Source organism: Exiguobacterium sp. S22-S28, assembly GCF_043359615.1.
Lineage (GTDB): Bacteria > Bacillota > Bacilli > Exiguobacteriales > Exiguobacteriaceae > Exiguobacterium_A.
The window spans coordinates 101,333-120,328 of sequence record NZ_JBHFFC010000030.1 but is presented as its reverse complement, the minus strand read 5'-3'; the positions used below and the strand labels follow the sequence as shown (position 1 = coordinate 120,328).

The following is an 18,996-nucleotide window of genomic DNA, read 5'->3' as shown; positions in this document are numbered from 1 at the left end:
AATAGTATACCGACATTTTTTCAGGAAAGCAATACTAGATTGTGAAAATTCTTGTTTTTTTACAGATGGCTTGAATCCGGATAAGAACGCACCGGTCGATTATACTAGGAACAGGTACCGATTAAGTCTGAGAGATGGAAGGTGAAGGGATGGAACAGAAGCAGGAACAGACACAGCGTCTCGTCATGTCAGCGTCGCATTTGTTTCAACTGGCGGTCCTTGAAGAATCACGGACGGAGCTTGAGGAACATCTCTATCGAATCATTCGACGCGCCACGCCGTACAAACATAATGGAAGAAAAACGATTCATCCGGATCTTGAGCAGGTGGCGGACCGGATCGAGTCGTTTGAAGCCGATCTTCTGAAGCAAATACGTTTAGAATCGGTCAGACAGGAAATAAGATATATGGCGGAACAACTCATCATGTACTTAGATGCGGATGGATTACTCAGAACGACGGATGCACAACTTGCCACTAGTTTAAAAAGTGAAGCCACGCTGATCAAGCAGGCCCGGCAACTTCTTCAACGATGCGAGCCGACCGGTATCGCGGCACGTTCGGAGACGGAGTGTCGGCTGTTGCATGCCATGGAGCTCGAAGACACCGAACTGATGGACCGAATGGGAGAACTCGCGGACGGCCTGTCACTTCAACACGTCTTAGACCGGATTGACGATGAGGAAGAACGGCGACGCATCAAACAACAGATCAATCGGTTGCCGAAGACTCCGCTGTTACCGGAAACGAATACCGTTACGATGCCGGAAGCGGAAGTTCGGATGATTGAAGGTCAACTTCAAGTGGAGTGGTATGATTTACCGCTCGACGCAGCGTGGACGAATCTAGAAGAAGCAAAACCTTTTTTAAACGCCTACGAACGGCGACGTGTCACGTTACAGGCGATCTTAGATGCCATCATGAAACGGCAGGCGAGATGGTTTCAAGGCGAACTTCATCTTGAACCGCTCACGAAAAAGGAAATCGCGGAACAAACCGGACATCATCCGTCGACGGTTGGTCGGGCGATTGCGCACAAAACGGTTCGGACGATCCACGGGACACTCGGTCTCGAAAACTTTTTTGTCTCCCGCACGAAGGACGGGACGTCGAGTTTTTTGATCAAGGTCCGGATCGCGCAACTGATTCGGGAAACGGTGACACCGTTGTCGGATCAGCAAATTACAGAGCGTCTGGAAGCGGACGGCATCCGTGTCGCACGACGGACGGTCGCGAAGTACCGGGCGAGTCTTGACTTGACCCGGTCCGATATTTTGAAGCAACGAGAGGCGAAAGACTGATGCAAACAAAAGAACACAAGACCTTAACACTGTATTCACGTCCGGGTTGTACGCTATGTGAGGAAGCCGCCGTCTTACTTGATTTCGTACTGGATGAATTTCCCGATTGGACGTTCGAAGAAATCAACATTGAAGAAGATGCAGCGCTCAGCTTACGGTTTTTATATGAAATTCCAGTCGTCATGCATCAGTCTGAAATTTGGAGTTATGGCAAATTTGAGACAGATACACTAAGAAACCGCTTACTTGAAAAAAGTTAAAGGGCGAGGCTTGAAACCTCGAACGCAGGCTGTTATAGTGAGGGTGTACCAAGTGGGACAAGATACGACACGCGGGACGTAAAGTGTCCAGCAACTTGAGAGGAGCGGGAATACATGATTCGGCAGTTAGTACAGATCCAAAAACGAATCGTGCCTGATCTGATCGAAGAAATGCAGACACGTTACGACATACTTCATTATGTCCGGCTCATGCAGCCGATTGGCCGACGGACACTTGCGACAAGCCTTGGCTTGACGGAACGGGTGTTACGCCGGGAAGTGGACTTCCTAAAAGAGCAGGGATTGCTCGAAGTGGCGACACAGGGAATGTCTTTAACGGATGAAGGACGGACCGTTTTACGGAGTATGCACAGCGTGATGGCAGAACTGGCCGGTATTTCCGATATGGCAAAAGCCTTGAAGGAAAAACTAGGCGTACGGGATGTCGTCATCGTACCGGGTGACTCGGATCAGACATTTTGGGTACAACGCGATATGGGACGTGCGACCGTCGCACGTTTGAAACGAGAACTTTCTTCATCTGTACACAACACGATTGCAGTCACGGGAGGAACGACGATGGCTTCCGTCGCGGCGATGATGTCGCCCGATAAGGAAAATCGTCCGATGACCTTTGTACCGGCACGTGGCGGTTTAGGCGAAACACTGGAATTACAAGCGAACACAGTCTGCTCACGGATGGCGTCTCGTGCACAAAGTGATTATCACTTGTTGCACATCCCGGACATGGTCAGTAAGGAAACGTTTGTCAAGATGGTGGAAGAGCCGAGCATAAAAAATGTGTTACAAATGATTAGAGATGCGTCAATCGTGGTACATGGAATTGGTGAGGCAAAAACGATGGCAAAACGTCGTCGTGCTTCAACGGAGTTACTGGAACAGCTCGAAACCGAGCACGCAGTCGCGGAAGCGTTTGGATATTACTTCGATCGGGACGGAAAAATCGTGCACCGGGTGAAGACGGTAGGTCTTCAACTCGACGACTTGAAACAAGTCGAACACGTCATCGTCGTCGCGGGCGGAAATTCCAAAGCAGAAGCCATCAATGCGTATGTCAAACAGTCCCCGGACATCATCCTCATTACGGATGAAGGGGCAGCAACAACGATTTTGAAAGGGTAGCCCCCTTTTGAATAATAGATAACTCGCTTTACATTAAAAGGAGGAAAATTATCATGGCAGTAAAAGTTGGTATTAATGGATTTGGACGTATCGGACGTTTGGCACTTCGTCAAATTCTTCAGTTTGACGGAATCGAAGTAGTCGCAATCAATGACCTTACAGACACTAAAATGCTTGCACACCTCTTGAAATATGATACGACTCAAGGTCGTTTCGACGGCGAAGTTGAAGTACACGATGGTTACTTCCTCGTCAACGGTAAAGAAATCAAAACACTTGCTAACCGCAACCCAGAAGAACTCCCATGGGGCGAGCTCGGTGTTGACATCGTTCTCGAATGTACTGGTTTCTTCACAGACAAAGAAAAAGCTGAGCTTCACTTGAAAGCTGGAGCTAAAAAAGTCGTTATCTCAGCACCTGCTACTGGCGACATGAAAACAGTTGTCTTCAACACGAACCACGAAATCCTTGACGGAACTGAAACAGTTATCTCTGGTGCTTCATGTACTACGAACTGTCTCGCGCCTATGGCTAAAGTTCTTCAAGATCAGTACGGAATCGTTGAAGGTCTCATGACAACAATCCACGCTTACACTGGCGACCAAAACACACTCGACGCTCCACACCCTAAAGGTGACTTCCGTCGTGCACGTGCAGCGGCAGCTAACATCGTTCCTAACTCAACTGGTGCTGCTAAAGCAATCGGTCTCGTACTTCCAGAACTTCAAGGTAAACTTGACGGATCTGCACAACGTGTACCAGTCGCTACAGGTTCACTCACTGAGCTCACAACAGTTCTTGAGAAAAAAGTAACAGTTGAAGAAGTTAACGCAGCGATGAAAGCAGCAGCTAACGAATCTTACGGTTACACTGAAGACGAAATCGTTTCTTCTGACATCGTTGGTATCTCTTACGGATCACTCTTCGATGCAACACAAACGAAAGTCGTTACAGTCGGCGACAAACAACTCGTTAAAACAGTTGCTTGGTACGACAACGAAATGTCTTACACTAGCCAGCTCATTCGCACACTCAAACACTTCGCAGAAATCGCTAAGTAATTCGAGCAATTAAATAGCAATTGAATAAGAGCGGAAACGATACAGTCTCCGCTCTTATTGCGGAAAAAAGTCTGGAGGGGCGCATTAGCCCCTCACTATACGTATGAGACGGAGGACGAATGTATGAATAAGAAATCAATTCGCGATATCGATGTAAAAGGAAAACGCGTGTTTACACGTGTGGACTTCAACGTACCGCTAGAAGACGGCAAAATCACAGATGATACACGCATCCGTGCTGCCCTTCCGACAATCAAACACTTGGTTGACGGTGGAGCCAAAGTCATTCTCGCAAGCCACATGGGACGTCCAAAAGGCGAGAAGAACCCTGAATTCTCACTTGCACCAGTCGTAGCACGCCTCAGCGAACTGCTTGGTAAAGAAATCAAGCTCGTTGAAGAAGCATACGGTCCGGTCGCTGAAGAAGCGGTCAGCAAGCTTGAAGAAGGCGATGTCATCGTTCTTGAAAATGTTCGTTTCTACCCAGGCGAAACGAAAAACGACCCTGAACTCGCAGAAGGTTTTGCGAAACTTGCAGACGTTTTCGTCAACGACGCATTTGGTGCAGCTCACCGTGCGCACGCTTCTACAGAAGGAATCGCCCATCATGTCGAGACTGCTGTAGCAGGATTGTTGATCGAAAAAGAACTTCAAGTTCTCGGTAAAGCTCTCTCAAACCCGGATCGTCCGTTTACAGCGATCATCGGTGGTTCGAAAGTCGCTGACAAAATCGGCGTCATCGATCACTTGCTTGATATCGTCGACACGTTGATCATCGGCGGAGGATTATCTTATACATTCCTCAAAGCTCAAGGTTATGAAGTCGGTACGTCACTTCTTGAAGTCGACAAAATCGAACAGGCGAAGGAATTCATGAAAAAAGCAGAAGACAAAGGTGTGAAGTTCTTGATGCCGGTTGACTGTGTCATCACGAAGGAATTCGGCGAAGAAACATATGTTGGACCACGCGACATCGACAGTATCCCAGCGGATCACATGTCACTCGATATCGGTCCAAAAACGGTAGAACTGTATGCAGAAGCAATCAAGGCTTCGAAACTCGTTGTCTGGAACGGACCAATGGGTGTGTTCGAACTTGATAAATATGCAAACGGAACAAAAGGTGTCGCTCAAGCATTAGCTGACAGCGATGCATACTCGATCATCGGTGGTGGAGATTCTGCTGCAGCGGCTGAGAAGTTTGGTCTTGCAGATAAAATGAGTCACATTTCAACGGGTGGCGGCGCAAGCCTCGAGTTCATGGAAGGAAAAGCTCTTCCAGGTGTCGAAGCGCTTAACGACAAGTAATCTAAAGTTCACAAGGGAGTGTTTTCAATGCGTAAACCAATTATCGCAGGTAACTGGAAAATGAATCTTACCCTCAAGGATGCTGTGGCATTCGCTGAGGAAGTCAAAGGAACTGTACCCGTTTCTTCGAAAGTCGACGCGGCTGTCTGTGCACCGTCTGTATTCCTTGCACACTTGACAGAAGCGACAGCTGGAACGGACCTGAAAATCGGCGCTCAAAACATGTACGACCAAGAGAGCGGCGCATTCACAGGTGAAATCAGTCCAGTGATGCTCAAAGAACTTGGCGTAACATACGTCGTCCTCGGTCACTCAGAACGTCGTGAGTATTTCGGAGAAACAGATGCGTTCATCAACAGCAAAACGAAAAAAGCATTTGAACATGGTATCGTGCCAATCGTTTGTGTCGGTGAAACACTCGAAGAACGCGAAGGCGGAAAATTCGAATCAGTGATCCGTGAGCAAACAACAAACAGCTTGAAAGGCTTAACAGTTGATCAAGTCAAAAACCTTGTTGTCGCGTATGAGCCTGTCTGGGCAATCGGAACAGGAAAATCAGCAACAGAACAAGATGCACAAGATTCTTGTAAATTCGTTCGCGATGTCATCGCAGCTGAATTCGGTACGGAAGCTGCAGAAGCAGTCCGCATCCAGTACGGCGGCAGTGTCAAACCGGACAACATCAAAGAATACATGGCTCAACCTGACATCGACGGTGCTTTAGTTGGTGGCGCAAGTCTTGAGACAGGATCGTTCCTCAAACTGTTGGAGGCGATTTAAATGAAAAAACGTCCAGTCGCACTGATCATCCTTGATGGTTTCGGTATGCGTGACGAGGAGTTCGGAAATGCTGTCACGGCAGCAAACAAACCGAACTTCGACCGTTACTGGGGACACTACCCCCATACATTGTTGAATGCGCAAGGAGAATACGTTGGTTTGCCTGAAGGACAAATGGGGAACTCAGAAGTGGGTCATTTGAACATCGGAGCAGGTCGCGTCGTCTATCAATCGCTATCCCGAATCAACAATGCCATTAAGGATCGCTCGTTCTTCTCGCGTCAAGCGATGAACGATGCGGCAGGTCACGTGAAGAAATACGGTTCAGCCCTTCATATCTTCGGTTTGGTCTCTGACGGTGGGATCCACAGTCACATCAACCACTTGTATGCGGTGCTTGAATTCGCGAAACTTCACGAAATCGAAAAAGTCTATCTCCATGCCTTCACGGATGGCCGCGATTGTGATCCACAATCAGGAGCCGGTTTCCTCCGTGATGCACAAGCGAAGATGGACGAGTTAAACGTCGGTCAATTCGCAAGTGTCTCTGGTCGTTATTATGCGATGGACCGCGACAACCGCTGGGAACGCGTCAAGAAAGTCTATGACGTCATCACGTTCGCAGACGGTCCGACAACAAAAGACCCAATCGCGATGGTCGAAGCTTCGTACAAAACAGACGTTACAGATGAGTTCATTGAACCAACGGTAGTCGTGCAGGAAGACGGTACTCCAGTAGCACCGATCCACGATAACGATGCGATCATGTTCTTCAACTATCGTCCGGACCGTGCGATTCAGCTCGCCAAGACGTATAAAGAAAAAACAGGCTTCACCGGTTTTGAATTGCCGGACAACGCACCGAAGAACCTGCTGCTCGTCTCCATGACGAAGTACTCGGATGCGATTGATACGGACATCGTCTTCCCACCGGAAGATATCAAAAACACACTCGGTGAAACGTTATCAAAACAAGGCCTTAAACAATTACGGATTGCGGAAACTGAAAAGTACCCGCACGTCACGTTCTTCTTTAACGGTCAACGTGAAGAGCCGTACGAAGGAGAAGATCGGATTCTGATCCCATCTCCGAAAGTCGCGACATACGACTTGAAACCGGAAATGAGTGTCTATGAAGTAACAGAAGCACTCGTTGACGCAATCAACTCGGACAAACATGACGCGATCATCCTCAACTTCGCAAATCCCGATATGGTCGGTCACTCGGGTATGCTCGAGCCGACGAAGAAGGCAATCGAAGCGGTGGATAAATGTCTCGGTCAAGTCGTTGACTTGATTCTCAGTAAAGGTGGCGCAGCCATCATCACAGCCGACCACGGAAACGCGGACAAAGTCCTCAATGCCGATGGCAGCAAGATGACGGCGCACACGACAGAACCTGTTCCATGTATCGTCACGGTCGAGGACGTCGAACTCCTTGAGCCATTGACTGGCGTACTGGCAGACTTGGCACCAACTGTTCTCGATTTACTCGGAGCAGATCAACCGGCAGAAATGACCGGAAAATCGATTGTAGTAAAGAAATAATCCCGTCAATCGATGGACTTGTCATTGTCTCATTAAAAACTAATCTTTCTCAAACAAAAAGGAGCGAATTTAAATGTCAATGATTACAGAGATTTATGCACGCGAGATTCTTGATTCACGCGGTAACCCAACAGTAGAAGTAGAAGTTTATACAGAAGACGGCGGTTTTGGTCGCGCACTCGTCCCATCAGGCGCATCAACTGGTGAGCACGAAGCAGTTGAGCTTCGCGATGGCGACAAATCACGTTACCTCGGTAAAGGTGTCTTAAAAGCTGTTGACAACGTCAACGAAAAAATCGCACCTGAAATCATCGGCTACGATGTCTTCGACCAAGCAGGAATCGACAAAAAGATGATCGACCTCGACGGTACGAAAAACAAAGGTAACTTCGGCGCTAACGCAATCCTTGGTGTTTCTATGGCTGCTGCACGTGCTGCTGCAGATGAGCTTGGTCTTCCACTTTACACGTACCTCGGTGGATTCAACGCGAAAACACTTCCAACTCCAATGATGAACATCATCAACGGTGGATCACACGCTGACAACAACGTTGACTTCCAAGAGTTCATGATCATGCCTGTTGGAGCTCCAACATTCAAAGAAGCACTTCGTATGGGTGCTGAAATCTTCCACGCGTTGAAATCAGTTCTTAGCGGAATGGGTCTTAACACAGCAGTTGGTGACGAGGGTGGATTCGCTCCAAACTTGAAATCAAACGAAGAAGCAATCACAGTTATCCTTGAAGCAATCGAAAAAGCTGGCTACAAAGCAGGCGAAGATGTTTACCTTGCAATGGACGTCGCTTCTTCTGAGTTCTACGACAAAGCAGCTGGAACATACAACCTCGCTGGCGAAGGCAAAGTCCTCACAACAGCTGAGCTTGTTGAATTCTACGCACAACTCGTTGACAAATACCCAATCATCTCAATCGAAGATGGCTGTGACGAAAACGACTGGGATGGCCACAAACTCCTTACAGATCGTATCGGACACAAAGTCCAACTCGTCGGTGATGACTTGTTCGTAACGAACACAGAGAAACTTGCTGAAGGTATCGAAAAAGGCATCGCGAACTCGATCCTCATCAAAGTTAACCAAATCGGTACGTTGACTGAAACATTCGACGCAATCGAAATGGCGAAAAAAGCTGGTTACACAGCAGTCGTTTCTCACCGTTCTGGTGAAACAGAAGATTCAACAATCGCTGACATCGCTGTTGCGACAAATGCTGGTCAAATCAAAACGGGTTCACTTTCACGTACAGACCGTATCGCGAAATACAACCAACTTCTCCGCATCGAAGACATGCTTTCAGATGTTGCTGTCTACGACGGAATCAAATCATTCTACAACCTCAAGAAGTAATTCCAGGTTGATGATTTAAAGTGTGTTGTACACTCGCTGTACAGCCAACGCCTCCTATTCATACGAATAGGAGGTTTTTTGTATTGATGATGGATTCAGTAATAGAAGACGAGTTCACTCCAAAATGCAAAACGCCGGTTTCGATTGATCACAATTAGCCGACTTAGTTCTCACCGTTAAAAAAATCAAATTTACAGGACCTTTCTTTTACTACCTGGTCATTAAAATGTTATAGTTATAAATAAGTTTAAGCACAATCATTATAGGGCTTAACTACATTTGAACGAGTGAAGGTTCAAAAAACATCTAAAGGAGAAATGATCATGTTAAATTCAGATTTAGATATACGTTTAGAACCACGCATTAAAGAATTGTACCGACTACATAAGGAGCGTTCAGCCAATATTGATTGGAGCTATCACGAATTCATTCCATGGGACAAGGCGATGTCGTTTAAACGGGTGCCTTGGGAGGAGAGTCAAGTCACGCTTCCGGAAGGTGTCATCGTTGCAGTCGAAACGGCATTACTGACAGAAGTGAACTTACCTTGGTATACGTCGCATTTGGATTACACATTCAAAAACTCGATGGAAGTCATCAATGATTTCGTCCGCACGTGGACGGCGGAAGAAGACCAGCACTCGAGCTTACTGGAAACGTATTTACTCGTGACACGAAACGTCAATCCGACACGCTTGCATCAATTAAGAAGACGCGTCGTTGAAAGCGGCTGGTTCCCGGACTTCACGAATCCTTTAGCAACCATGGCCTACACGTCGTTGCAAGAGCTTGCGACACTCGTTTTCTATAACAACGTAGCGAGAGTGGCAGGAGCGCATGACAAAGACTTGGCGACACTGCTCCGCCGTTTGGCAAAAGATGAAGCCCTTCACTATGCGTTCTACCGCGACACGGTGAAAGCGCACCTTGAGCTCGATCCGAACTTTATCGTGTTCTTTGAAGATGTCATCATCAATTTCTCGATGCCGGGTGCGATCATGCCGGACTTTACCGAGCGTATGAAGACCATCGCAGTGGATACGAATTACGGACCCCTCCAATACTTTGACCAGGTATTAGATGTCGTGGTGAAATACTGGGATATTGAGAACTTGCAACCTACGAGCGAAGAGGCCAAACAATCACAAGCGAACATTATGAAATATCACGGGCGTTTGAAACGCATCAAGGACCGTCAATCAGCAAAAACAAAGATTGATGCATAAAGAAGGGAGCACTAAAAAATGACGTGTGAAATATGCGGAAAAGAAACGAATAACCAAGTCAGTTATTTGGAACTGAACACGTGGGAATTCAATTCGTTGAAGACAGAAGAAAAAGACTTTTATCCGATTTGTTACAGCTGTTTTGACAAGCATACGAACGAGTTCATCGATCAGGAAATGGATCTTGAATTAAGAAAAAAACGTTCGCAGATGGTGAATAAAGAAGTCGAGGCAGAAATCGAAGCTATTCTTGAAGTTGAAATTAAGTAAGCAATCTACGGACTAAGTCGACAGTCTTCCGCTTGGCGGGAGGCTGTTTTTTTGCGTTAAGTGTGGCTTGATAAAACTAGCCGTTCGCTCGTTTCGCTCGGTATTAGATCATGTAGTTTTTTAGGAATCACGCTTTTTTTCACGCGCTTTCCTCAGGCGAGACACAAGCCAGTTTGTCTGCCTCATTGAGGCAGACAATCGGGTCTTGTTTGTCTCTGACAGCGCAAGCAGGCTTGCGCTTTTTCCTGTAGGAGTCGCGTGAAACGCGTGATAACAGTTTCATTGGAAAGCAGTAAAACATCCATCGCTCGACTTCTAAGGGAAAAGGAAGCAATGCTTCCGTCAGGAACAGGCGAGACCCGGAGATCTGAAAGAAATCCGCGGCTCGCGTTCCGCCCTAGAAAAGCGAGCGAATGAATGTTTTTTACAGACACAAAAAACGAGACCCGACGTCTTGTCGAATCCCGTAGTATCAAAATGGAATTGTACTCCTTAAAATCAATCCTCGATAAACGTGACGAGGTAATGATGGGCAGAATAGAGCGGAGCACGCGTGACAAAGAACTCGGGTAAGTCGACATCGATATCGAGTTCACGTAAAGTTTGCGGATCGAGACACTCCTGGACGAGACGTTTGATATCGCTGAGTAATTCATCGTGCAAGTTCGCTTCCGCTGCGAAGGAACGTTTGGCTTCATCTTTTAACAATAAAACGACTGGAGGAAGACCGCGTAGTAAGTCGACCTGAAGTGGTTGTTCGTTGCGTTGAAAAAAGTCGTTTAAGCAACTGACGACCTTCATCGAATGTTCTTCTTTCATCGGTCGGACCCCCAACTTTCTTTAAGTAGCTGTTACAGATTTTACGAACGGGAAAGCCCATATCGGGCATAGCCCGCCTTTAGGCATGGAATGAAAGTGAGTTCGGATGTTTTCACATCCGACGTTCGGGTATATCTATCCCACAGACAAGTACAAGTCTCTAAAACGCCTGTGTCCATCGCCCCTTGAAAATCGTATACGGTTCGGTCACGAAAACATGTGACCGGTAAAACGATGCCTGTCGTCACGCAAAAGACGCTAAAACATCAGGTGGACACACCTGCAACGACCTGTGGTGGATGGTAACAGTCCATCAGCCTGAGAACCTATACGGTCTGTCTCAGGAGGGGTGATGGCACACCCTCATCTGAAGGCTTGAGCCAAACAGAAATGGACTGCGCTCGCACAAGCACTTCAGAATCCCACGGTTTTAATCGTGGTAGTGTCAATATCAAGCTATTCCCTAAAGTCAGATAGGATATGCAGATAAACTGGAATCCGTGCATTAAGAGTAGCGCGATCGGGGTAGAGAATGAAAGAAGGGGGGAGTGACATGCTGTTTCGTTATCTATTTCTCGGTATGGACCCCGCGATCGACGAGATTCAACTACGGATCATTTATTTTACGGAATTGATTTTCTTTATCGGTCTGTATCAGATTACGAGTCGCTTTTCACGTCAAAGCATGATTCTCGGAACGGTCCTTGGCATCACAGGTCTAATTGCGCTCCTACCGGGAGCCATCTATATTCTGCGGTATAACCCGGAAGATGCGGTCATCGACATTACGTTCCTGTTGATTTACTTACTAGAGCCGCTCGCAATTTTAGCATTTCTCGTTTCCTTGTTTCGCCGGTTGTATCAAAAACGCCATCCCAATCGCTAAAGAAGTCCGCACAAACGTTGTCGTCACACGTTTGATCGGACTTTTTCGTCTGTCTGAAAAAAATAAATAAAATATATTTTCGTAAAAAGGATTGATGTGTAACCGGTTACACAATATGATACATATTGTAAGCGTTATCAAAAGAAAGAGGTGGCGAACATGTCGACCATCCGGGAAGTAGCGAAAGTGGCCAATGTCTCCGTTGCGACCGTCTCACGTGTCATGAATGAGAAGGGATATGTCAGCGAAAAAGCAAGAACGGCAGTCCTGCAAGCAATTAAGCAGCTCGACTACCGACCGAACCGGGTCGCCCGGTCGTTGTTCCAAAAACGATCTGGTCTGATTGGTTTGATCGTCCCTGACATCACCAATCCTTTTTTCCCGCAACTCGCACGGGCTGTGGAAGATATGGCACATCAGCACGGATTTCAGGTGATTTTGTGTAACACAGACGAACAGTTTCAGAAAGAACAAGAATATATTCAGTCACTCGAAGCGATGCATGTCGACGGGTTGATCATTACGACGAACTATTCGAACAATCCGAACTACGAAAAACTCGAAGTGCCGGTTGTCGCCCTCGACCGTGTCCTGCAAGGAGCAATCCCGACGGTCACATCAAATGGTCATGACGGCGGAAAAAAAGCAGCGCAGTTCTTACTCGATCACGGGGCAACCGAACTCGTCGTCATCAGCGGTCCTTCAAAATTACCGACCATCCGCAAGCGGCGTGACGGATTCGAAGAAATCGCAGGTAAACATTTGGTCGCAAGCATCGAGTCGCCGTTTCATTTCCAAGGTGCACTCGGGGCGGCGAACTACTTATTTGACCATTACGACTGTAACGGGATTTTTGCGGCAAACGATGTCATCGCCGCAGCGACGATTCAAGTCGCAGCTGAGCGGGGAATCGCGATTCCAGACCAGTTACAGATCATCGGCTATGACGGAATTGAACTCGGGCAGATGATTTCACCACCACTTACGACAATTGCCCAGCCGATTTATCAGATGGGCGAACTGGCAGCAAAGTTATTGATTCAACGAATTGAAGGAAAAGAGATTGCGGCCGTCCATCATGAATTGATGGTCGAAGTCATCGAACGAGAAACGACGAAGCGGAAGGGTGAACAGTCATGAAACAAATCAGTGTAGTCGGAAGTATCTCGATGGACTTGGTCGTCGAAAGCGATCGTCGTCCGTCAGCAGGGGAAACGGTCATCGGATCCGCCTTCCATACGGTACCGGGAGGCAAAGGTGCCAACCAAGCAGTCGCGATCGCCCGGCTCGGCGGCAACGTCGAAATGGTCGGCTGTGTCGGCGACGATGCAAACGGCGTCGCGATCCGCCAGAACTTCGAAACGGAGCAGGTCGGAACGACGCATCTACAGACGATCGCGAACGAACGGACGGGGACGGCGCACATTACGCTGGCAGAAGGCGATAATTCAATCGTCGTCGTCCAGTCGGCGAACTTAGCCGTCGTCTATGACGAGGCACAGCTCGACAGTTTGCTCGGTCAGACGGACATGATTTTGTTACAACTCGAAATTCCACTGGAAACGGTCAAACAGGTGGCGCGTTACGGCAAGACACATGGTATTCCTGTCGTCTTGAATCCGGCGCCAGCCATCGTTCTTGACGACGAGTTGCTGGAAGACGTGACGTACCTGACACCAAACGAACATGAATGCAGCTTGATTTTCGGACAACAGCAGTCACTGGAACATTGGTTAAGCCAGTATCCGAATAAATTGATTGTGACAGAAGGCAGTCGCGGGGCCCGTTTCTACGACGGGGATGCGATTGTGACGGTTCCAGCCATCAAGACGGACGTCATCGATACGACAGGTGCCGGTGATACATTCAACGGGGCACTCGCGGTCAGCTTGACGGAAGGAACATCATTGACGGAAGCGATTCGCTTTGCCAACAAGGCAGCCGGCATGTCCGTCCGCGCCCTCGGAGCACAAGGCGGAATGCCGACACGGGAACAGATGGAGGTCGAAGCATGAAACGACACGGGATTTTAAACAGCCACATCAGTAAGGTCTTAACGGATCTTGGTCATACAGACATGATCGTCATCGCCGATTGCGGTCTGCCGATTCCGGCAGGCGTAGAGCGGATCGATTTGGCAATTGAACTCGGGACACCATCGTTCGTGGATGTCGTCCGGATCGTTGCAGACGACATGGCGGTTGAACAGGTAACACTGGCGTCGGAAATCAAAGAGGCCAATCCGGTTGCGCTCGAGGCTGTGACGAAGCTCGACGTACCGCAAGACTATGTGTCGCACGAAGCATTCAAGGAATTGACGAAGCAGGCGAAAGTCATCATCCGGACGGGTGAAGCGACACCGTATGCGAACGTCATCTTACACGCCGGCGTCATTTTTTAAGGGGAGGAAGTACGATGCAAATTGAGATGACAGGTATCACAAAAGCGTTTGGTCCCGTTCCCGTCTTGAAGGGAGTCGACTTCACTCTCGCGACCGGTGAGATTCATGCCTTGATGGGTGAAAACGGAGCCGGAAAATCGACCTTGATGAAGATTCTGACCGGTGTCCATAAAGCCGATGAAGGAACGATTCAAATTGACGGCGTGGAACAACAGTATAAAAATCCGAAACTGGCGGAAGAAGCGGGAATCGCTTTTATCCACCAGGAGCTGAACATCTTACCGGACTTAACGGTCACGGAAAATCTGTTTCTCGGACGGGAACTGAAATCCCGCTTCGGCATTTTGAAGCAAGCAGAGATGAAACGGCTCGCCGAACGTGAACTGGCGGAACTGAACGTCTTCATGGACGTCAATCAGCTCGCCCGGACGTTATCGGTCGGACAACAGCAGATGATTGAAATTGCGAAAGCGTTGATGACGGACGCGAAGGTCATCATCATGGATGAACCGACGGCCGCTTTAACGGAACGTGAAATCCGCGCCTTGTTCAGTGTCGCGACGGCACTGCGGGCGCAGGGGGTCTCGATCGTCTATATCTCGCACCGGATGGAAGAAATCTTTGAACTGTGCGACCGGATCACCGTTTTACGCGATGGTGTCTCGGTCTCGACCCACCGGATTGCTGAGACTTCGTTTGAACAGATTGTCCGCGAAATGGTCGGACGCGAGATGGGCGAACGGTATCCGGAGCGTCAAGTGACACTCGGTCAGACGGTCCTTGAAGTCACCGGAGCAACCGGCAAACGGTTTGAAGATGTCTCGTTCTCGGTCCGGGCCGGGGAAATCGTCGGCTTTTCCGGCTTGATGGGCGCCGGACGAACGGAAGTCATGCGTGGCTTGTTCGGAGTCGACCGGCTGAAAGCAGGGACGATCAGCTTAAACGGCAACGTCATCAAAATCAAATCACCGCACGATGCGATCAAACAGGGACTTGGCTTCTTGACGGAAGACCGGAAAGGTGAAGGCTTGTTCCTCGACTTTTCACTCCGGGAAAACATCTCCTTGCCGACAATCCGGTCGTTATCGAAGTCCGGTGTCATCTCCGATCAATCGGAGCGGCAGTTCGCGGAAGGCTATCTCAAGTCGTTATCTGTCCGGCACAGCTCGATGGATCAACCGGCGAAGTCATTGTCCGGCGGGAACCAGCAAAAGGTCGTCCTCGCGAAATGGCTCGGAACAAAACCGGATGTCCTGATTCTCGACGAACCGACACGCGGTGTCGACGTCGGGGCGAAAAAAGAGATTTATATGATTATGAACGAACTGGCCGCATCGGGTGTCGCAATCATCATGATCAGTTCTGATCTGCCGGAAATCCTCGGCATGAGCGACCGCGTCTATGTAATGCGTGAAGGGCAAATGAGCGGCATGCTCAATCAAGAAGAGGCAACGCAAGAGAGTATCATGATGCTTGCGACAGGAGGACAATGACATGGAATTGATGCAAGGGAAACTGACAGAAAAGAAACCGAGACGACTCGGGATTGGTCAAAAGCTTGGTCCGCTCGCCGGACTGTTCGCGATCATTCTCGTCGTCTCGATCATGGAACCGGACTTTTTAACACTTAATAACTTATTCAACATCTTACGCCAAGTTTCGATCAATGCCTTGATTGCCTTCGGGATGACGTTCGTCATCTTAACAGGTGGAATCGACTTATCGGTCGGTTCGATTCTTGCGTTGTCATCGGCGTTCGTCGCCGGTCTGATGACCGACGGAACGTCCGCGATTCTCGCCGTGCTTGCCGGATTGATCGTCGGGGCAATCATGGGTGCGTTAAACGGAATGGTCATCTCTCTCGGGAAAGTCGCACCGTTCATTGCGACACTTGCGACGATGACGATCTTCCGCGGTCTGACACTCGTCTATACGGACGGGAAGCCGATTACCGGACTCAGCCAAGGTGGCTGGTTCGAATTGTTCGGTCGCGGCTACTTCTGGATCTTCCCGGTCCCGGTCGTGACGATGTTGATTGCCTTTGGCGTGTTGTACTTCATCCTGAAGAAAACGACGTTCGGCCGTTACACGTATGCGATCGGCGGTAACGAAGAAGCAGCAAAACTGATGGGGATTCAAGTCAATAAAGTGAAGATTTTGATCTACTCGCTGTCTGGTTTAATGGCAGCACTGGCTGGAATCATCCTGACGTCGCGTCTCAACTCGGCGCAACCGACAGCCGGAACATCGTATGAGCTCGATGCGATTGCAGCGGTCGTCCTTGGTGGAACGAGCTTAGCCGGTGGACGCGGTTGGATTGTCGGAACGTTGATCGGTGCCTTGATCATCGGAACACTTAACAACGGACTGAACTTACTTGGTGTCTCGTCCTTCTTCCAGCTTGTCGTCAAAGGGCTCGTCATCCTGTTCGCGGTACTCGCGGACCGGAAACAAACTACGTGATTTACCATCCAAAAGGAGGATATTGATATGAAAAAACTACTCGCACTCGTCATGATGGCGTTAATGGTCTTCGCAGCGGCTTGTTCGACGGAACAACCGGGCAGTGACACGGAAAAAGAGAAGAAAACAAAAGACTTCAAGATTGGTCTGTCGATTTCGACACTCAACAACCCGTTCTTCGTCTCGCTCAAAGAAGGCGCAGAAAAAGAAGCAAAAGCACAAGGCGCAACACTGCAAGTCGCGGATGCACAAGATGATGCCGCAAAACAAGCAAGCGACATCGAAGACATGATTCAAAAGAACGTCGATCTTATCTTGATCAACCCAACGGATTCAGCAGCAGTCGGTGCCGCAGTTCAAACAGCAAACGATGCGGACATCCCGGTCATCACAGTGGACCGCAATGCAGAAGCCGGTGACGTCATCGCGCACATCGCGTCGGATAACGTAGCAGGCGGGAAACAAGCGGGTGAGTACATGATCGAACTCGTTGGCGACAAAGCGAAAGTCGTTGAACTCGAAGGAATTCCGGGCGCATCGGCAACACGCGACCGTGGCGAAGGGTTCCACGCGGCAGTCGACAGCAAGCTTGACGTCGTCGCGAAACAATCCGCCAACTTTGACCGGGCAAAAGGTCTGTCGGTCATGGAAAACATCCTTCAAAACAACAAAGACATCAAAGCCGTCTTCGCGCACAACGATGAAATGGCTCTTGGTGCCGTCGAAGCGTTGAAAGCAGCGGGCATGGAAGACGTCAAAGTCATCGGTTTTGACGCAACAGACGATGCCGTCAAAGCAGTCGAAGACGGTAAGATGGCGGGAACAGTCGCTCAGAAACCAGCTGAGATCGGTAAAACGGGAATCGACACAGCAATCAAACACCTCAAAGGTGAGACAGTCGAGAAGAACATTCCAGTCGAACTAGATCTCATCAAACAATAATTTTCCTCACCAGCCGGGCTGATTTTGTCAGCCGGCTGGTGTTTTTTGGAGGTAAGCTGAACTTCGTGAATCTATACCTTGTTCCCGTAGTTGTTTTTCTCTATAATGAAAGAAGCGTATATTACTGAAGGAGGATCATCGATGATCATTCATAACGTGGCTCTTGTCGGCCTCATCGTCGTTTCCGTTCTTCTCATCATCGTCGTTCTCTTGATGTCAGGCCGTACGGCTGGACTCGGAGCATTGACAGGTGGAGCAGAACAATTATTTGGTCGCCAAAAAGCCCGTGGCTTGGATGCGGTCCTAAATCGTGTAGCGTCTATTTTAGGGGCATTATTCTTTATCTTGGCGTTACTCGTCGCTTTTTATAAGTGAGTATTGAAACGACAGCCGTCCGATCGCGCTGTCGTTTTTTCTTATTTCTCGATTTCTAAATTTTCATTTTGGGGTATAGAGTTAGAGGGGGAATCATTTTATGAAAATCACATTACCAAAACCATTCTTTTTTGAAGGCGGCAACCGGGCAGTCCTGTTGTTGCACGGCTTCACCGGCTCAAGCGCCGATGTCCGGATGCTCGGACGTTACCTGCAAAAACATGGTTATACATCACTGGCACCACAATATAAAGGGCACGCTGCCCCACCCGAAGAGCTGACGAAGACCGGGCCAGCCGACTGGTGGCAGGATGTCCTCGACGGTTACGAAGCGTTAAAAGCGAAAGGATACGACGAGATTGCGGTCTGCGGACTGTCGCTCGGCGGTGTCATGTCGCTTCGACTGTCGATGCACCGTCCGGTCAAAGCCGTCATTCCGATGTGTGCGCCGGCTTACATCAAAAGTGAAGACGTCATGTATGCAGGAGTCACGGAGTATGCCAGAGAATTTAAGAAGCGAGAAGGAAAATCGGTCGAGGAAATCGAGCAGGAGATGGCTGTGTTCGAACCGATGCCGACCTTAAAGGATCTGCAAGCCTTGCTGAAAGATACACGCGATTCACTCGAAGATGTCTATGCACCGACACTCGTCATCCAAGCCCGCAATGATCATATGATCAACACGGATTCAGCCAACATCATTCACGATGGTGTCAGTGCCTTACAAAAAGATCTGATCTGGTATGAGAACTCAGGTCATGTCATTACGCTTGACAAAGAAAAAGAAACGCTCCACCAAGACATCCATGAATTTTTGGACGGCTTGAACTGGAGCCATTAACTGGAG

The 18,996-nt window shown here is 48.7% G+C and carries 20 protein-coding genes; 19 read left to right on the top strand and 1 reads right to left on the bottom strand.

Annotated features, from left to right (window positions below; all coding sequences use genetic code 11):
* Positions 1-149: 149 nt before the first annotated feature.
* The 10 genes from ACHA8N_RS13515 (at position 150) to ACHA8N_RS13470 (ending at position 10,263) form a co-directional block, all read left to right on the top strand.
* Complete coding sequence (locus ACHA8N_RS13515; RefSeq protein ID WP_393966010.1) at positions 150-1,301, top strand: RNA polymerase factor sigma-54; 1,152 nt, start codon at positions 150-152, stop codon at positions 1,299-1,301.
* Positions 1,301-1,561 carry a glutaredoxin family protein gene (locus tag ACHA8N_RS13510; RefSeq protein WP_393966009.1) on the top strand — a complete coding sequence of 87 codons (261 nt, stop codon included), beginning with the start codon at positions 1,301-1,303 and terminating at the stop codon, positions 1,559-1,561. Before ACHA8N_RS13515 ends, ACHA8N_RS13510 begins: the two co-directional genes overlap by 1 nt.
* Before the next feature lie 114 nt (positions 1,562-1,675).
* The gene (locus ACHA8N_RS13505; protein ID WP_393966008.1) at positions 1,676-2,704 is read left to right on the top strand and encodes a sugar-binding transcriptional regulator; all 1,029 of its coding nucleotides are present in this window, start codon (positions 1,676-1,678) and stop codon (positions 2,702-2,704) included.
* Between the two features lie 53 nt (positions 2,705-2,757).
* Complete coding sequence (gene gap, locus ACHA8N_RS13500; RefSeq protein ID WP_393966007.1) at positions 2,758-3,765, top strand: type I glyceraldehyde-3-phosphate dehydrogenase; 1,008 nt, start codon at positions 2,758-2,760, stop codon at positions 3,763-3,765.
* Between the two features lie 123 nt (positions 3,766-3,888).
* Positions 3,889-5,073: a phosphoglycerate kinase gene (locus ACHA8N_RS13495; RefSeq protein WP_393966006.1), complete on the top strand. Its 1,185-nt coding sequence runs from the start codon at positions 3,889-3,891 to the stop codon at positions 5,071-5,073.
* A 27-nt stretch (positions 5,074-5,100) separates the two neighbouring features.
* Entirely contained in the window at positions 5,101-5,853 is a 753-nt protein-coding gene (gene tpiA, locus ACHA8N_RS13490; RefSeq protein WP_393966005.1) for a triose-phosphate isomerase, read from the top strand.
* A complete protein-coding gene (gene gpmI, locus ACHA8N_RS13485; RefSeq protein ID WP_147510493.1) occupies positions 5,854-7,401 on the top strand; it encodes a 2,3-bisphosphoglycerate-independent phosphoglycerate mutase in 1,548 nt (515 codons plus the stop codon).
* A gap of 73 nt (positions 7,402-7,474) precedes the next feature.
* The gene (eno, locus tag ACHA8N_RS13480) at positions 7,475-8,767 is read left to right on the top strand and encodes a phosphopyruvate hydratase (protein ID WP_026827587.1); all 1,293 of its coding nucleotides are present in this window, start codon (positions 7,475-7,477) and stop codon (positions 8,765-8,767) included.
* A 323-nt stretch (positions 8,768-9,090) separates the two neighbouring features.
* Complete coding sequence (locus ACHA8N_RS13475; protein WP_026832176.1) at positions 9,091-9,993, top strand: acyl-ACP desaturase; 903 nt, start codon at positions 9,091-9,093, stop codon at positions 9,991-9,993.
* Between the two features lie 18 nt (positions 9,994-10,011).
* Complete coding sequence (locus ACHA8N_RS13470; protein WP_147510494.1) at positions 10,012-10,263, top strand: hypothetical protein; 252 nt, start codon at positions 10,012-10,014, stop codon at positions 10,261-10,263.
* A gap of 498 nt (positions 10,264-10,761) precedes the next feature.
* Here ACHA8N_RS13470 and ACHA8N_RS13465 read toward each other — a convergent pair whose 3' ends face one another.
* On the bottom strand, positions 10,762-11,082 hold the full coding sequence (locus ACHA8N_RS13465) for a hypothetical protein (protein ID WP_026832178.1): 321 nt from the start codon (positions 11,080-11,082) through the stop codon (positions 10,762-10,764).
* 553 nt (positions 11,083-11,635) lie between these two features.
* Between ACHA8N_RS13465 and ACHA8N_RS13460 the strand changes: the two genes are divergently transcribed.
* The 9 genes from ACHA8N_RS13460 to ACHA8N_RS13420 all read left to right on the top strand — a co-directional run bounded on the left by ACHA8N_RS13460 (position 11,636) and on the right by ACHA8N_RS13420 (position 18,990).
* A complete protein-coding gene (locus ACHA8N_RS13460) occupies positions 11,636-11,968 on the top strand; it encodes a hypothetical protein (protein ID WP_393966004.1) in 333 nt (110 codons plus the stop codon).
* Positions 11,969-12,127: 159 nt separating this feature from the next.
* On the top strand, positions 12,128-13,108 hold the full coding sequence (locus ACHA8N_RS13455) for a LacI family DNA-binding transcriptional regulator (RefSeq protein ID WP_214766224.1): 981 nt from the start codon (positions 12,128-12,130) through the stop codon (positions 13,106-13,108).
* On the top strand, positions 13,105-13,983 hold the full coding sequence (gene rbsK, locus ACHA8N_RS13450; RefSeq protein ID WP_393966003.1) for a ribokinase: 879 nt from the start codon (positions 13,105-13,107) through the stop codon (positions 13,981-13,983). The genes ACHA8N_RS13455 and rbsK overlap by 4 nt, the downstream gene beginning before the upstream one ends.
* On the top strand, positions 13,980-14,369 hold the full coding sequence (gene rbsD / locus ACHA8N_RS13445; protein WP_393966002.1) for a D-ribose pyranase: 390 nt from the start codon (positions 13,980-13,982) through the stop codon (positions 14,367-14,369). Before rbsK ends, rbsD begins: the two co-directional genes overlap by 4 nt.
* Before the next feature lie 14 nt (positions 14,370-14,383).
* On the top strand, positions 14,384-15,862 hold the full coding sequence (locus tag ACHA8N_RS13440) for a sugar ABC transporter ATP-binding protein (protein ID WP_393966001.1): 1,479 nt from the start codon (positions 14,384-14,386) through the stop codon (positions 15,860-15,862).
* A gap of 1 nt (position 15,863) precedes the next feature.
* On the top strand, positions 15,864-16,832 hold the full coding sequence (gene rbsC / locus ACHA8N_RS13435) for a ribose ABC transporter permease (RefSeq protein WP_051523880.1): 969 nt from the start codon (positions 15,864-15,866) through the stop codon (positions 16,830-16,832).
* 27 nt (positions 16,833-16,859) lie between these two features.
* Positions 16,860-17,774 (top strand): ribose ABC transporter substrate-binding protein RbsB, encoded by a 915-nt coding sequence (gene rbsB, locus ACHA8N_RS13430; protein ID WP_014971150.1) that lies wholly within the window; start codon positions 16,860-16,862, stop codon positions 17,772-17,774.
* Between the two features lie 141 nt (positions 17,775-17,915).
* Positions 17,916-18,149 (top strand): preprotein translocase subunit SecG, encoded by a 234-nt coding sequence (secG, locus tag ACHA8N_RS13425; protein WP_012371248.1) that lies wholly within the window; start codon positions 17,916-17,918, stop codon positions 18,147-18,149.
* A 100-nt stretch (positions 18,150-18,249) separates the two neighbouring features.
* Entirely contained in the window at positions 18,250-18,990 is a 741-nt protein-coding gene (locus ACHA8N_RS13420; RefSeq protein ID WP_026832186.1) for an alpha/beta hydrolase, read from the top strand.
* Positions 18,991-18,996: the final 6 nt, after the last annotated feature.

Excerpts from the sequence above, each read along its gene's own strand:
- ACHA8N_RS13515 (WP_393966010.1), top strand. The coding sequence starts at position 150 with ATGGAACAGAAGCAGGAACAGACACAGCGTCTCGTCATGTCAGCGTCG.
- ACHA8N_RS13510 (WP_393966009.1), top strand. The coding sequence starts at position 1,301 with ATGCAAACAAAAGAACACAAGACCTTAACACTGTATTCACGTCCGGGT.
- ACHA8N_RS13505 (WP_393966008.1), top strand. The coding sequence starts at position 1,676 with ATGATTCGGCAGTTAGTACAGATCCAAAAACGAATCGTGCCTGATCTG.
- gap (WP_393966007.1), top strand. The coding sequence starts at position 2,758 with ATGGCAGTAAAAGTTGGTATTAATGGATTTGGACGTATCGGACGTTTG.
- ACHA8N_RS13495 (WP_393966006.1), top strand. The coding sequence starts at position 3,889 with ATGAATAAGAAATCAATTCGCGATATCGATGTAAAAGGAAAACGCGTG.
- tpiA (WP_393966005.1), top strand. The coding sequence starts at position 5,101 with ATGCGTAAACCAATTATCGCAGGTAACTGGAAAATGAATCTTACCCTC.
- gpmI (WP_147510493.1), top strand. The coding sequence starts at position 5,854 with ATGAAAAAACGTCCAGTCGCACTGATCATCCTTGATGGTTTCGGTATG.
- eno (WP_026827587.1), top strand. The coding sequence starts at position 7,475 with ATGTCAATGATTACAGAGATTTATGCACGCGAGATTCTTGATTCACGC.
- ACHA8N_RS13475 (WP_026832176.1), top strand. The coding sequence starts at position 9,091 with ATGTTAAATTCAGATTTAGATATACGTTTAGAACCACGCATTAAAGAA.
- ACHA8N_RS13470 (WP_147510494.1), top strand. The coding sequence starts at position 10,012 with ATGACGTGTGAAATATGCGGAAAAGAAACGAATAACCAAGTCAGTTAT.
- ACHA8N_RS13465 (WP_026832178.1), bottom strand. The coding sequence starts at position 11,082 with ATGAAAGAAGAACATTCGATGAAGGTCGTCAGTTGCTTAAACGACTTT.
- ACHA8N_RS13460 (WP_393966004.1), top strand. The coding sequence starts at position 11,636 with ATGCTGTTTCGTTATCTATTTCTCGGTATGGACCCCGCGATCGACGAG.
- ACHA8N_RS13455 (WP_214766224.1), top strand. The coding sequence starts at position 12,128 with ATGTCGACCATCCGGGAAGTAGCGAAAGTGGCCAATGTCTCCGTTGCG.
- rbsK (WP_393966003.1), top strand. The coding sequence starts at position 13,105 with ATGAAACAAATCAGTGTAGTCGGAAGTATCTCGATGGACTTGGTCGTC.
- rbsD (WP_393966002.1), top strand. The coding sequence starts at position 13,980 with ATGAAACGACACGGGATTTTAAACAGCCACATCAGTAAGGTCTTAACG.
- ACHA8N_RS13440 (WP_393966001.1), top strand. The coding sequence starts at position 14,384 with ATGCAAATTGAGATGACAGGTATCACAAAAGCGTTTGGTCCCGTTCCC.
- rbsC (WP_051523880.1), top strand. The coding sequence starts at position 15,864 with ATGGAATTGATGCAAGGGAAACTGACAGAAAAGAAACCGAGACGACTC.
- rbsB (WP_014971150.1), top strand. The coding sequence starts at position 16,860 with ATGAAAAAACTACTCGCACTCGTCATGATGGCGTTAATGGTCTTCGCA.
- secG (WP_012371248.1), top strand. The coding sequence starts at position 17,916 with ATGATCATTCATAACGTGGCTCTTGTCGGCCTCATCGTCGTTTCCGTT.
- ACHA8N_RS13420 (WP_026832186.1), top strand. The coding sequence starts at position 18,250 with ATGAAAATCACATTACCAAAACCATTCTTTTTTGAAGGCGGCAACCGG.